The following is a 12,178-nucleotide window of genomic DNA, read 5'->3' as shown; positions in this document are numbered from 1 at the left end:
AAACAGACCCCGGTCAACACGACCAGCACCCATCCCTACTAACCGATTAGGAGGCCTTGATGTCGTCGATGCTCGCGCCCAGATACAGCGACACATCCACCAGGTCTGCCGTGCCGGTTAACTCGTCGCTGCTGCCGACGGCCAGCAGCGAGCCGTCGGGGCCGATCAGGGCGAGCCGCTCAACACCGTCGAACACCCGGGGCTGGATGCGGTATCCGGCGGCCACCTGATCCCGAGACTGCGGCGCCCGCAAGATCGGCAACCCATGTTTAGACCTGATAGTGTCGCTGAACTCCCCGAACAGGTATTTGACGATGGTCGACATCGACGGCGCCGCGAATTGGAAATACTCCGGGCCCCGCCGGTCGGAGCGCGTGATAACAAACCAGCCGTCCTCACGGGATCCGAGGTAAAACAGCACTTCACCACCGGCGTTCCAGAACAGCGCCCGTCCGTCGTCGCACTCCGGTGTCAGCGTGTAGCCGGCACGCCGCGCCCACTCCTGTAGCTCAGGCGAGATCTCGATCCGCTCCGTCACCGCAGCACACCTTCCTTGAGTAGTTGCTCCACCCGGAGCACTTTCCCGGATTCGTCGAGTATCCGCACCTGCAGCGCGCCGCCGGGCTGGCCCACCGCCGGCTCGACCTCCGACACCTCGATCCGATAGCCCTCGGGAAGATGATCCAGCACATAGGCGTGATACGGCTGGCTTAGCGAATCGACGTGCAGGGCGCGTTGCTCCCAGGACGCGGGCTTGCCGTCCGCCATCACCGCCAAATATGTACCATCCTCCTCGCCGATGCGGTCCAGCTGGTCGCCGTAGAACCTCTTGAACTGCTCGACATCACCGAACGCGACCTTGGTGCCCGCCGCCGCCCCGTCGGGGCTGGCGTAGTGATACCAGTGTGGCCTTCCGGCCCCAGCTCGTTGAAACGCTCCTCGTATTGCTGCTGCGTGTAGGGGTTCCCGTGGGGGTCGCGGCCGAACGGGGCGTCGGGATCGGTCATCAGGTTCGCGGTGTCGGGGTGGATCCGGCCCGGATCGACCGGGTTGTCGGGGTATCGCCAATGCTCGTGCAGCGGCTCGCCGTAATGCGGGTCACCGGGCTGATCCGGTAACCGCTGCCACCCCTCGCCTGCCGGCTCATGTGAATGCACCGGGTCCTGAGGCTCGCCACCCGGGGGGTGGGACCCATGCGGCCCACCGCCGTCGCCAGGCCCGGGCGGCACCCCCTATGGGGCGTCGGGAGCTCACCGAAGTGGCCGGCCAGGGGTGACACGCCGGGCGGGTGCGGCATCGACGGTGCGTGGGCCGGCGCGAGTTGGGGCGGCTGGGCGACGTGCGGCACCGGCGCCGGTGCGGATCCGTCGACTGGCGCCGACACGCCTGCAGGCGGCGGTTCAAACAACTGGCCGCCCGGTGGCGGCAAGTGCTCACCCAAAGCCGCCGGCAGCGGTGGCTGGCCCCCCGGCGGAACAGACGCGGGATCCCGCGCGCCGGGTGAAGACAGATTAGCACCAGGATCGACGGATTCGCGCGGGCCGACCGGGGTCTCCGGCTGCCCCGGCTCAGCTTTGGGTGTGGGCGCTGACTCCACGGGTGGGCCCGGCCTGACGGGCGGCTCACCGGGCCCCGGCGGCGGCAGGCCCGTCGGGCGACCTCCGGCCGGTGGGTCGCTCTTGGGTAGATTGCCGCCGACGTTTTGAAGATCTCTTGTTAAAGCGTCGGAGGTCTTGCCGATATCACCCCAGGCGCCGCTGACCCGACCCAGGTCACCCGCCTCGCCCAGGGCGCGCCCGCCGCGGCCGACGGTGCCGGCGGCATCGGCCGCCTCGGCGGCTTCACCGGCGGCACCGGCTTCCCCGAGCCCGGGGATCCCCAGCATCGCGATGTCAAACAGGTTTTCCCCGGCCCCCAAACCGGGCCGGTCAGCGCGCCACTCCTCGGCATGCAGCAGTCCCCTGGCCAAGGTGGTGCGCGCCTGCGGATCCAGTGCATCGAGCAGGGGAGCAAAAGCGGGATCCCCCACCGCCAGGGTCTCGGCGACACCTTTGGCCAGGCCCTCCCAGGCGGCCGCCGCACCCTTGGGGTCGTAGGCGAACCGGGCCGGGTCAAGCTGCTGGAGGCTTTCCCCCATCCCCGCAGCGCCCTTAAGCACCCCCTCACCCACATTGGTGTAGGTATCAAACACCGTCGCCAGCGGGTTGCCGACCTCCTCACCCACAAAATGGGTGATCTCGGCGCGCACATAGATCTGTAACCCCCGCACCAGCCCGTCAAGCACCTGCATGCCCTCGCGCAGCAGCTGCTGGCGGGCCTGGGCTTGGCGCATCAGGTTACCCAGCACCGCCTTAATGTCCTCGGCGATCTTTTTGACCTCCTCAAGGCCGTGACCCGTGACAACCTCCACCAGCTCGTGAACAAGGCCCGACACTGACCCCAACCGGTGCAGCAGATCCCGGATCGCGTCCTGGGTGCGGGCCACGTCTTGCGCGAAATCATCCAGGCCCTTAGCCAGCCTGTCGCACTGTGCGCCGATGCCGGCGATGTCGGTGCCCAGCGTCGCTAACGCCCGCCCAATCAGCTCACCCTCGGGGATCCGCTGCGCGCCCACCACCGAATTCGGGCCGGCCAGCGCGTCTTTCACGCCATGAAGCGCGCCAGCAAACGTGCGCCAGCAGGCCGCGGCGGCGTGCATCTGCGCCGGGTTGCCATCCGGCCACACATCCCCGACAAACGCCTGCACCAGCGCCCACAGCGGCGGGGGCGGCACCCCGGGACCCAGGGTCCACGGCGCCCCGGGGGCCGCGAACTCACCCGGGGCCGTCGGCGTCACCAACACCTGCGCACCCCCACCCAGCGTCGACGCCGCCTCCGCCCGCGAGTAATTAGACGCCGACACCTGGACCTTGAACCCGGTGCCCCGGCACGCATTGACCGCAGCGGCCGCCGCCGTCAACACCGACTCGGCCGCATCCTGATACTGCAGCCCGAACACCTCACCGGCGGCATCCTGACCCGTGTTCGCCCCAAAACCCCCGGTCAGCGCCCCCACCGCCGCCACCAAACCCTCGCCGACCGCCACCACCGCGGCCCCCGCGCCATCCAAGGCAGCAGGATCCACCGCCAGCGGCGCCATCAGCTCATGACCACATGCTCAGATTCTGTGCCATCACCCCGGTGAAGTTGGTGTGCGCGGTGCCACCCGCTTCCTGCAGCCGCGCCAGCGCCACGCGCATCATCTGCTCACCACCAGCCCAATGCCGATGCGCCAGCACATGAGCCGCCGCCGCCTGCCCCGACCACGTGGCATGCAGAGTGGTCACCAAAAAAGTCGTGACCGACTAGTTCCATCTCGTAGAGCGCCATCTCGTAGAGCGCGTCCTCCACCGACATCGGCCGGGCTGGATGCTCCTTGACGCGGACGATGCGGCCCGGCTCGTGGTAACCGTTCTGGTCGGGGATGCACTTTGCGCGGTGTCCGGCTGCTGCGGTGGGGAAAGGCTGCGGGGGCCGCGGTGGTGGCAACGATCTTGGTTTTGAACTCCTCGGCTCTCATGAACTGCGCCGCCTAAAAACATGCCCACCTCGTGTGCGCATTTTTCGCCGACTCCGACCTGCGCTACATCACCGCATAGAAGTCTACATATTCGGCTTAGTATATGGTTAGGTACAACCTGGATTGTGTACTACCTGGGAGTTCCACGATCACTTCCGGGCGTGTAAACGAGAAGGTCATCATGTTCACGCCGACGACACGGCTCGTCGAATTCGAACGCTAAATTTGGGTTTTCAAGGAAGGTGTGGTATTGTGCATCGGAAATCCAATAGAATTCGATGTAATCGACCATTGCGTTCGAGATCGGGATTCCAAGGTAATATCGATCTGAATCTGTTTCCTTTCCAAGTCAGTATCGTCCTTCCCTGGAAAAGTAAGTTTTCTCAAATTTCATTCATTCCCTCCCACATCTGGACGATCATCTACTGTCAGATCTTCTAGCGGAACTTTGAAGCCGTCAATGACCGCTTCGGGCATTCCTTGAGGCAATAACCCACCCGGAATCCACTTGGCGTTCACACCCGGTTCGTTACCCGATGGTATTCTTAAGTTATAGTCCTGCAGGTTGCGGATGTCGACGCGGATTACATTGCCCTTTAAATAACCGTCGGGCAGTCCGAGCGCCTTTTCCAGTGCAGCGGGGTCACCCTTGGTCGCATCCATAAGTGCGTCAATCTCCCTGCTTGGAAACACAATCCAACGTGGGTACGAATTCGACCATACCAATTGTGGCTCTTCATAAATGACTGTGTAGTCGGGCTCTGAATCCGCCGGTTTCCAGTAGCGATCGGGCGATGTAGTTGGTGAGGTTGCGAAATCCCAGGGCGGATCCTCGGAGGTGTCCGAGGCGGCCGTTGATCGCTTCGGTGGGGCCGTTGGACGTGCCGGGCCGGTCGAAGTAGGCCAGGATGTCGGCGGCGCGTTTCTTCAGCGTGCGGCCAAGGGTGATCAGTTCCTGTAGGGGCTTGGGGACACCGGTGCTGAGTGTGGCGATCAGCGCTTCCAGCATGGCGCGGCCTTTCTTGCGGTCGGGTTCTCGGTAGGCGGCCACGGCGCGCTGATACATCGTGCAGGTGGCTTCGACCTCGGCGTGGGCATCGAGGGTGAACAGGGCCGTCAGCCGGGCTTTCTGCTTGTCGGTGAGCAGATCGGCCCCGGTCTGCAGGGTCCGCCGGCAGGCGTAGAGCGGGTCGGTCTTGCGGCCGCGGTGCCCGCAGGTGCCCAGCTGGACCCGGCGCCGGCACTCGTCGAGGGCGTTGCCGGCCAACCCGGACCACATGAAAGGGATCGACCCGTCACCGTCGCCGCGTCGGGCAGCTCTTCGGCGGTGGCGGTCTTGAACCCGGAAAAGCCCTCCATGGCGACAACTTCCAGGCTGTCACGCCAGGACTGCTCACGCTGGGCAAGCCACTGCTGGAAAGCTCGCTTCGAGCGGCCCTCAACTATGTCCAAGAGTCAGGCCGCATCGGTCTTATCCCTCACGGGGGTCAGGTCGATGATGACGGTGACGTACTTGTCGCCACGACGGGTATGGCGCCACACGTGTTCGTCGACCCCGATTACCGCCACCCCGTCGAAGCGGGCCGGATCAGCGATGAGTGCCCGCTGGCCTTCGGTGAGCACCGCGTTGTTGGCGGTCTTCCACGACACCGCCAGCGCCTCGGCGACCCGCGCCATGCTCAGGTGCTGGCAGACGAGGGCTTTAAGCGCCCAGCGCAACCCCCGGCGGGAGAGCTTGGCCCGTGGCTCGGCGGCCTTGCTGCTGTCTTGGCGCCACACATGCGCACAGCCGGCACACCGGTTCCGGCGCACGGTGACCAGCAAGGTCGTGGGCCGCCATCCGAATGGCTCGTGCACAAGTTGACGGGTGACGCTGTCACACACGCTGCCCCGTTCCCCGCAGCGGCGACACCACGAGTCGTCATCGCTGATCCGGCACGCCAGCACCGCCCGATCAGGTTGCAGGCGTTGTCCGGTCACCTCCAGCCCGAGCTCATCAAGGCGGCAGATGGTCAGATCGGGGCAAGCGACGGTAGCGTCAGGCACGTCGAGGTCTCCCAGTTAAGATGCGTAGGAATCCTCATCCTCGGGAGACCTCGACCCCTATCCCGGCAGCGACGCGCCGACCACCTCTACACCCTCAACCGCGAAGAGCCCCAATTTTGCCGATTATCCTGTTACCAGTGCAGTTCGAAACTGCAGACGAATTCGGTGACTGCAGTGTTAGCCCGAAGTTGCGGCGGTTTGGGTGGGTGGATTCGTGGCTGACGTGGGTTTTTGCTGGTGGTGTGGGGTCGTGGTTCTGGCTACGCGGCGGTCAGCGGGATGGGGGTGCCGATAAGGTCGAAGGCGCGGCGTTGGTCGGGGGTGGGTTCGGCCAGTGTGGGTACCGTGGCGTTGGTGCCGTGGTAGTGAATGTCGTTGCGGGTCAGGGTCGCTAGGTGATCGAGCAGGCCGCGGAAGCTGCGCAGCGGGTTACCGTCTGGGTCGTGCTGGGTCGAGGCTTTGGCCTGGGCCTGTGGTGAGCGTTGTGCGGGCGCGACGGGGTTGTCGCGGGCGGGTGGGTGTTCGTCGGTGAAGGTCAGCGACGCCCAGGCTTTACGCAGGTGCCAGACCAGGTAGCAGGCCAGCAGGCAGATCAGCACGTGGGCGCGGACACGCTTATCGAGGCGGTGATGGATGGGCCGCAGATCCAGATCATCGGCCTTGATGCTGCGGAAGTCGCGCTCGACGTGGGCGAGGTTTTTGTAGCTTTCCACCACGGCTGCTGGGGTGAGGGTATCGGCGTCGACGCTGGTGCGCAGCACGTAGATGCCATCGAGGCTGGCCTCGGCATCGATGCCGGCCTGGTCACGCTGGTAGGTGAAGCTGGTGTCGGTGATGGTGCGGTGAAAATGCTTGCCCACGTTGTGTTTGACGATGATCCGCCCAACGGCTTCACCGATCTTGCCTGCCCCCTTGAGGGTGCCGCGGGCCACCCGCTCGGCGATGGCGGCCAGGTCGGCCTCGGTGGCGGCTAGCAGCGCGGCGCGTTTGCGGGCCCGCTCGGCGGCCAGGGCGGGGTTGCGGCAGGCGATCAACCGTTCCCCGGGGTAGTCGGGGTGGGCGATCTCGGCGAGATCTTGGGTGTCGAACAGGCTCATCTGCAGCGGTCCCTTGTCGGCGGCCAGGGTGGCGATCTGGGGTGCACGCAGGGCGGTGATCCACCCGAAACCGGTTCCCGCATCGGTGTTAAGCTCTCTCAGTGCGCTGATGCGTGCACTGGTGATCATGCCGCGATCCCCCACCAGCACCAGCCGGGTCAACCCGAACGTGTCGCGCAGCACCTCGACGATGTCGGTGAACGCGACCGGGTCGGCGGTATCTCCGGAAAACACCCGCACCGCCACGGGGCGTCCGGCCGGGTCGGTGAGCACCCCGTAGTTGATCTGCGGCAGGCCCTTTTTGCCGTCGCGGGAATAGCCATGGGCGGCCAGCTCACAGCACCGCCCGGTCACCCATGAGCTGGTCAGATCGAACAACGCCATCCGTGACGGGTTCGCCGCTGGCCCAAGGTGTTTAGCGGCCAGCTTCTTCTCGATCGCGTCCTGACGATTCGCCAGCCAGTCCATCGCGGCATACACCTCATCGGTGGAGGCGCCAGCCACGTCCAGGTCGGGCCCCAAGGTGGTATCGGCCCACCGCGACAACGTTGACAGCTTGGACGCCGGACGGATCACCCGCGAAATAACCAACCCCAGCACCAGATCGCGGGATCGACACGCCGGACCCAGGAGCGCCGGAAACCCCAGCCGACGCGCCATCGCCGCCACTGCGGCCACATGCCCGTGCGGCAGCGAGCGGGTGATGGTGCAGGCCGACTGGGCAGGCACCATCACCTGTCCCTTCAGCGTCGCCTCGATCGCGGCGATCACCTCCGCGGGCAACTTGGACAGGTTGGCCAGGGTCTCGTGGCGGACCTTCGTCCCGTCGCGGTAGGTGCGACGCACCAGCACCGACTCATAGCGGTGCACGTTGCCGGCCTTGTCCACATATTTGCTCGGAGTCCGGGCTACGTGCATCCGCACAGGTTTGACCATAACTGAATATTACAAGGCGAACTCGTCAATCAATAGCATCAACACACCATATTCACTGGCTACACCTTCGGCAGACCAACCCGCACAGACCCCAGCTCAACCCCCAAATTGCCTAACTGACCCGCCGTAACTTGGGGTTAGCGAAGGTTCCATCCAACGCATCGTCCGATTTCATGTAGCGCCTCTCGAGACAGCTCTGGGTGCCTCTCGTGAAACCGTTGCAGAATGTCATTCACACCTTGCTCTAATGTCATGTTTCCCCATTCTATGGGCATACTGACAGCCTCCCGTACTAGTTCTGAAACCTTCGCGGCGAGTACTTCACCTTGCGCCGTTCCGAATATTTCTAAGATCTTTTCCTTGTCAATGCGTGGAATCCGCGACCCTTTGATTGCAGCTACAACAGCCGCGTTAATTGCATCCGCATCCATCAGTTCAATACTTTCCGCGCTCAAAGATAGTGGTTTCAGAACCGGTCTCTGGGTCGATGATCACTATCTTAGTCACATTTGGGTTATCAATGAGTCGTGGAAGTTCAACCGTTTCCCACACGCTGCCTGGACGCAGATTCGATCCTATAACTGCATGAATCTCACCCCGCACATTTTCAGCATACATCCCAGAAACCCTAGACCACCATTCTTGTGCTACGGGGTCATCAAAACTGAACTCGGGTGGTATTATACCGTTTTGTTCCAGCAACCGTTCCAGTGTGGTTCCCTCATGCGACGCCGCATACAGATCCGCTGCGCCGTTACCACCGGCTGACTCGGGCCCAATTCCAAGTCCCTCGGCAGTTCTTCCAGACCAGAAAAATGCGCCATCTGGAGGTGGGGTAACAAGTTCGGGAGCCGGCAATTGATAAGGGCCGACGAAGCTACTTTCAAGATTAGTCGTCTCGTTGCTGGCGCCATCGTCCCCGTGAGGACTTCCGTGCTGGGTCGGTGACCCGTCGCCGGGCGGATGCGAATTGGGTCCATGCGGCGGCTCGTCGGCCGGGGTAGGTGGCTCGGGTGAACGGCTCCCCGCGGGTGGAGAGCCAGGGGCGTGCGGCCCCGGAGGTGTGTGGGCCGGCGCGGGCGCCGGTTCAGAGGGGTGGATACCGCTTGACGGCAAGGGTTCGCCTGGTGCAGCCGGTAGGGGTGGCTGGCCCCCCGGCGGAACAGACGCGGGATCCCGCGCGCCGGGTGAAGACAGATTAGCACCAGGATCGACGGATTCGCGCGGGCCGACCGGGGTCTCCGGCTGCCCCGGCTCAGCTTTGGGTGTGGGCGCTGACTCCACGGGTGGGCCCGGCCTGACGGGCGGCTCACCGGGCCCCGGCGGCGGCAGGCCCGTCGGGCGACCTCCGGCCGGTGGGTCGCTCTTGGGTAGATTGCCGCCGACGTTTTGAAGATCTCTTGTTAAAGCGTCGGAGGTCTTGCCGATATCACCCCAGGCGCCGCTGACCCGACCCAGGTCACCCGCCTCGCCCAGGGCGCGCCCGCCGCGGCCGACGGTGCCGGCGGCATCGGCCGCCTCGGCGGCTTCACCGGCGGCACCGGCTTCCCCGAGCCCGGGGATCCCCAGCATCGCGATGTCAAACAGGTTTTCCCCGGCCCCCAAACCGGGCCGGTCAGCGCGCCACTCCTCGGCATGCAGCAGTCCCCTGGCCAAGGTGGTGCGCGCCTGCGGATCCAGTGCATCGAGCAGGGGAGCAAAAGCGGGATCCCCCACCGCCAGGGTCTCGGCGACACCTTTGGCCAGGCCCTCCCAGGCGGCCGCCGCACCCTTGGGGTCGTAGGCGAACCGGGCCGGGTCAAGCTGCTGGAGGCTTTCCCCCATCCCCGCAGCGCCCTTAAGCACCCCCTCACCCACATTGGTGTAGGTATCAAACACCGTCGCCAGCGGGTTGCCGACCTCCTCACCCACAAAATGGGTGATCTCGGCGCGCACATAGATCTGTAACCCCCGCACCAGCCCGTCAAGCACCTGCATGCCCTCGCGCAGCAGCTGCTGGCGGGCCTGGGCTTGGCGCATCAGGTTACCCAGCACCGCCTTAATGTCCTCGGCGATCTTTTTGACCTCCTCAAGGCCGTGACCCGTGACAACCTCCACCAGCTCGTGAACAAGGCCCGACACTGACCCCAACCGGTGCAGCAGATCCCGGATCGCGTCCTGGGTGCGGGCCACGTCTTGCGCGAAATCATCCAGGCCCTTAGCCAGCCTGTCGCACTGTGCGCCGATGCCGGCGATGTCGGTGCCCAGCGTCGCTAACGCCCGCCCAATCAGCTCACCCTCGGGGATCCGCTGCGCGCCCACCACCGAATTCGGGCCGGCCAGCGCGTCTTTCACGCCATGAAGCGCGCCAGCAAACGTGCGCCAGCAGGCCGCGGCGGCGTGCATCTGCGCCGGGTTGCCATCCGGCCACACATCCCCGACAAACGCCTGCACCAGCGCCCACAGCGGCGGGGGCGGCACCCCGGGACCCAGGGTCCACGGCGCCCCGGGGGCCGCGAACTCACCCGGGGCCGTCGGCGTCACCAACACCTGCGCACCCCCACCCAGCGTCGACGCCGCCTCCGCCCGCGAGTAATTAGACGCCGACACCTGGACCTTGAACCCGGTGCCCCGGCACGCATTGACCGCAGCGGCCGCCGCCGTCAACACCGACTCGGCCGCATCCTGATACTGCAGCCCGAACACCTCACCGGCGGCATCCTGACCCGTGTTCGCCCCAAAACCCCCGGTCAGCGCCCCCACCGCCGCCACCAAACCCTCGCCGACCGCCACCACCGCGGCCCCCGCGCCATCCAAGGCAGCAGGATCCACCGCCAGCGGCGCCATCAGCTCATGACCACATGCTCAGATTCTGTGCCATCACCCCGGTGAAGTTGGTGTGCGCGGTGCCACCCGCTTCCTGCAGCCGCGCCAGCGCCACGCGCATCATCTGCTCACCACCAGCCCAATGCCGATGCGCCAGCACATGAGCCGCCGCCGCCTGCCCCGACCACGTGGCATGCAGAGTGGTCACCAACGAATCGATCTCACCCAGCATGCTTTCGGCATAACGCTGAAACTCACCCATCCGCTCCACCGCCTCGGCCAACGCCGCCGGATCCACCCGAAACGCCTCAGCCATCGGCCACACCCCCCAACCGCTGCGCCGAGATCGACTCGTTGTCTTGAAACTCCACCCCGGCGCCACCGACCGCCTCGGCCAAAATCGACAACCCCAGCATCACCTCACCGGCCCCGCGATGCCACAGCTCCCACGCCGAGGCATACGCGCGCCCCGACACCCCCTGCCAACCGCCCAGCATCTGGCCGACCTGCCCATCCAGCTCAGCCAGCCTGGCCCGCAGCGCCTCGGCGCCACCACAAAGCGCCTGCGCGACAACCGTCATCGCCGCCGGATCCACCCGCAGCGTCTCATCGGAAGCCACCCGACAAACCTAACCACGCACCTGGGCGGCCACAACTCAGCCCGCCAACACCGGCAGCGCCCCGGGTGTCGCCAACCCCTCCACGATCGACCAGCCCTGCTCGTTTTCCGGCGCCGAAGTCGACAACTGCGCCACCCCCGGGGGGCGGCCACATACACCGTCGACGGGTTGGCCGCCACCCCGCCGCCGGCCATGGTGTCACGCAGCAGCGATATCGTGCTCGCCTCGTCCGCCAGCGGAAAGATCAGCTAGAGGGGCAGATTCCAGTCAACGTCGCGACACCGAGGCTATGGGGAGGTTGTCGTAGAAGCGCAGCGAAAGACCCGACACGGCGACGTGGAGAAGCAGCAGTGGTTCGGTCGGCTGATTGCGCAAGGGGTCAGCAACCGCCAAGCGTGCCGGATCGTGGGAATCAACCGCAGGACCGGGACACGCTGGCGCTACGAGCGCACAATCCGCTGAGCCGTGCAGCACCCAAGCCGCGCCATCCTCGATATGTGTCGCTGACCGAGAGGACAACGATCGCCGACGTGCACCGCGGCGGTGTCGGTGTGCGGACCATCGCCGAGGAGCTGGGCAGGGCGGCCTCGACGGTCTCGCGGGAGCTGCGCCGCAACGCCAACGATCAGGGCCGCTCCCTGCCCGCCACGGGGAGCGGCTCAGCGTCGAGCGGCAATCCCGGCCGCGGACCCGCCGCCTAGCGCGTGATGAGCAGCGCTGCGCTGTGGTGGCCGAGCTGTTGGGCAAGCGGTGGAGCCCCCGAACGGGTTGCCCATGAACTGCCGGTGCGGTTTCCTGACCAGCCCGAGCGCCGTCTGTGTACCGAGTCGATCTACCAGGCGATCTATGATCCCAAGACCGCGTTAACCCGTCCGGCCAAACGGCGGCGCCGGCGGCGCCGACGCCGGGTCCAGGGCCTGAAACGCCGTGGCCGGCTCACCGCTATGACGATGATCGCTGATCGACCGGTCGAGGTCGAGGCCCGGGTGCAGGTCGGGCATTGGGAGGGGGATTGCCTCATGGGTGCTGGAAACCGGTCGGCGATCGGCACTCTCGTCGAACGCGTCACCCGCTTTGTCATGCTTGTCCACGTGCCCACGAGCCGACCGACCGCG

10 protein-coding genes and 5 pseudogenes are annotated in these 12,178 nt (G+C 65.7%); 3 read left to right on the top strand and 12 right to left on the bottom strand.

Annotated features, from left to right (window positions below; genetic code table 11):
• Positions 1 to 46: 46 nt before the first annotated feature.
• The 12 genes and pseudogenes from QJR12_RS03850 to QJR12_RS03800 all read right to left on the bottom strand — a co-directional run bounded on the left by QJR12_RS03850 (position 47) and on the right by QJR12_RS03800 (position 11,063).
• The gene (locus QJR12_RS03850) at positions 47 to 538 is read right to left on the bottom strand and encodes an Imm61 family immunity protein (RefSeq protein ID WP_300576413.1); all 492 of its coding nucleotides are present in this window, start codon (positions 536 to 538) and stop codon (positions 47 to 49) included.
• Complete coding sequence (locus tag QJR12_RS03845; RefSeq protein ID WP_300576410.1) at positions 535 to 768, bottom strand: glycohydrolase toxin TNT-related protein; 234 nt, start codon at positions 766 to 768, stop codon at positions 535 to 537. Before QJR12_RS03845 ends, QJR12_RS03850 begins: the two co-directional genes overlap by 4 nt.
• A 238-nt stretch (positions 769 to 1,006) precedes the next feature.
• The gene (locus tag QJR12_RS03840) at positions 1,007 to 3,139 is read right to left on the bottom strand and encodes a hypothetical protein (protein WP_300576408.1); all 2,133 of its coding nucleotides are present in this window, start codon (positions 3,137 to 3,139) and stop codon (positions 1,007 to 1,009) included.
• Between the two features lie 4 nt (positions 3,140 to 3,143).
• Positions 3,144 to 3,326 (bottom strand): annotated as a pseudogene (locus QJR12_RS03835) (WXG100 family type VII secretion target); the annotation flags it as partial.
• Between the two features lies 1 nt (position 3,327).
• Positions 3,328 to 3,441: pseudogene (locus QJR12_RS03830) on the bottom strand (sigma 54 modulation/S30EA ribosomal C-terminal domain-containing protein); the annotation flags it as partial.
• A gap of 248 nt (positions 3,442 to 3,689) precedes the next feature.
• A complete protein-coding gene (locus tag QJR12_RS17705; RefSeq protein WP_366526285.1) occupies positions 3,690 to 3,869 on the bottom strand; it encodes a hypothetical protein in 180 nt (59 codons plus the stop codon).
• 80 nt (positions 3,870 to 3,949) lie between these two features.
• Positions 3,950 to 4,222, bottom strand: a complete 273-nt coding sequence (locus QJR12_RS03825) for a hypothetical protein (protein WP_300576406.1) — start codon at positions 4,220 to 4,222, stop codon at positions 3,950 to 3,952.
• 73 nt (positions 4,223 to 4,295) lie between these two features.
• Positions 4,296 to 5,605 (bottom strand): annotated as a pseudogene (locus QJR12_RS03820) (ISL3 family transposase).
• A gap of 260 nt (positions 5,606 to 5,865) precedes the next feature.
• A complete protein-coding gene (locus QJR12_RS03815) occupies positions 5,866 to 7,638 on the bottom strand; it encodes an IS1634 family transposase (RefSeq protein ID WP_300575500.1) in 1,773 nt (590 codons plus the stop codon).
• 435 nt (positions 7,639 to 8,073) lie between these two features.
• Complete coding sequence (locus QJR12_RS03810) at positions 8,074 to 10,464, bottom strand: hypothetical protein (RefSeq protein WP_300576404.1); 2,391 nt, start codon at positions 10,462 to 10,464, stop codon at positions 8,074 to 8,076.
• A 4-nt stretch (positions 10,465 to 10,468) separates the two neighbouring features.
• Positions 10,469 to 10,759 (bottom strand): WXG100 family type VII secretion target, encoded by a 291-nt coding sequence (locus QJR12_RS03805; RefSeq protein WP_300576401.1) that lies wholly within the window; start codon positions 10,757 to 10,759, stop codon positions 10,469 to 10,471.
• Positions 10,752 to 11,063, bottom strand: a complete 312-nt coding sequence (locus tag QJR12_RS03800) for a WXG100 family type VII secretion target (protein WP_300576399.1) — start codon at positions 11,061 to 11,063, stop codon at positions 10,752 to 10,754. Before QJR12_RS03800 ends, QJR12_RS03805 begins: the two co-directional genes overlap by 8 nt.
• Before the next feature lie 336 nt (positions 11,064 to 11,399).
• On the opposite strand from QJR12_RS03800, the gene QJR12_RS17700 reads away from it, so the two are divergent.
• The 3 genes and pseudogenes from QJR12_RS17700 to QJR12_RS17695 form a co-directional block, all read left to right on the top strand.
• Positions 11,400 to 11,525, top strand: a complete 126-nt coding sequence (locus QJR12_RS17700; RefSeq protein ID WP_366526283.1) for a helix-turn-helix domain-containing protein — start codon at positions 11,400 to 11,402, stop codon at positions 11,523 to 11,525.
• A pseudogene (locus QJR12_RS03795) lies at positions 11,522 to 11,683 on the top strand (helix-turn-helix domain-containing protein); the annotation flags it as partial. The gene QJR12_RS17700 and the pseudogene QJR12_RS03795, both read left to right, overlap by 4 nt.
• Before the next feature lie 87 nt (positions 11,684 to 11,770).
• Positions 11,771 to 12,154: pseudogene (locus tag QJR12_RS17695) on the top strand (IS30 family transposase); the annotation flags it as partial.
• Between the last annotated feature and the right edge of the window lie 24 nt (positions 12,155 to 12,178).

This window comes from Mycobacterium sp. (assembly GCF_029961025.1).
In the GTDB taxonomy this organism is placed as follows: domain Bacteria; phylum Actinomycetota; class Actinomycetes; order Mycobacteriales; family Mycobacteriaceae; genus Mycobacterium.
The sequence above is the reverse complement of the archived record's forward strand: the minus strand, read 5'-3'. Positions and strand labels throughout refer to the sequence as shown.

Coding starts and splice junctions, on each gene's coding strand:
- QJR12_RS03805 (WP_300576401.1), bottom strand. CDS start 10,759: ATGGCTGAGGCGTTTCGGGTGGATCCGGCGGCGTTGGCCGAGGCGGTG.
- QJR12_RS03825 (WP_300576406.1), bottom strand. CDS start 4,222: ATGGATGCGACCAAGGGTGACCCCGCTGCACTGGAAAAGGCGCTCGGA.
- QJR12_RS03815 (WP_300575500.1), bottom strand. CDS start 7,638: ATGGTCAAACCTGTGCGGATGCACGTAGCCCGGACTCCGAGCAAATAT.
- QJR12_RS03845 (WP_300576410.1), bottom strand. CDS start 768: ATGGCGGACGGCAAGCCCGCGTCCTGGGAGCAACGCGCCCTGCACGTC.
- QJR12_RS03840 (WP_300576408.1), bottom strand. CDS start 3,139: ATGGCGCCGCTGGCGGTGGATCCTGCTGCCTTGGATGGCGCGGGGGCC.
- QJR12_RS03810 (WP_300576404.1), bottom strand. CDS start 10,464: ATGGCGCCGCTGGCGGTGGATCCTGCTGCCTTGGATGGCGCGGGGGCC.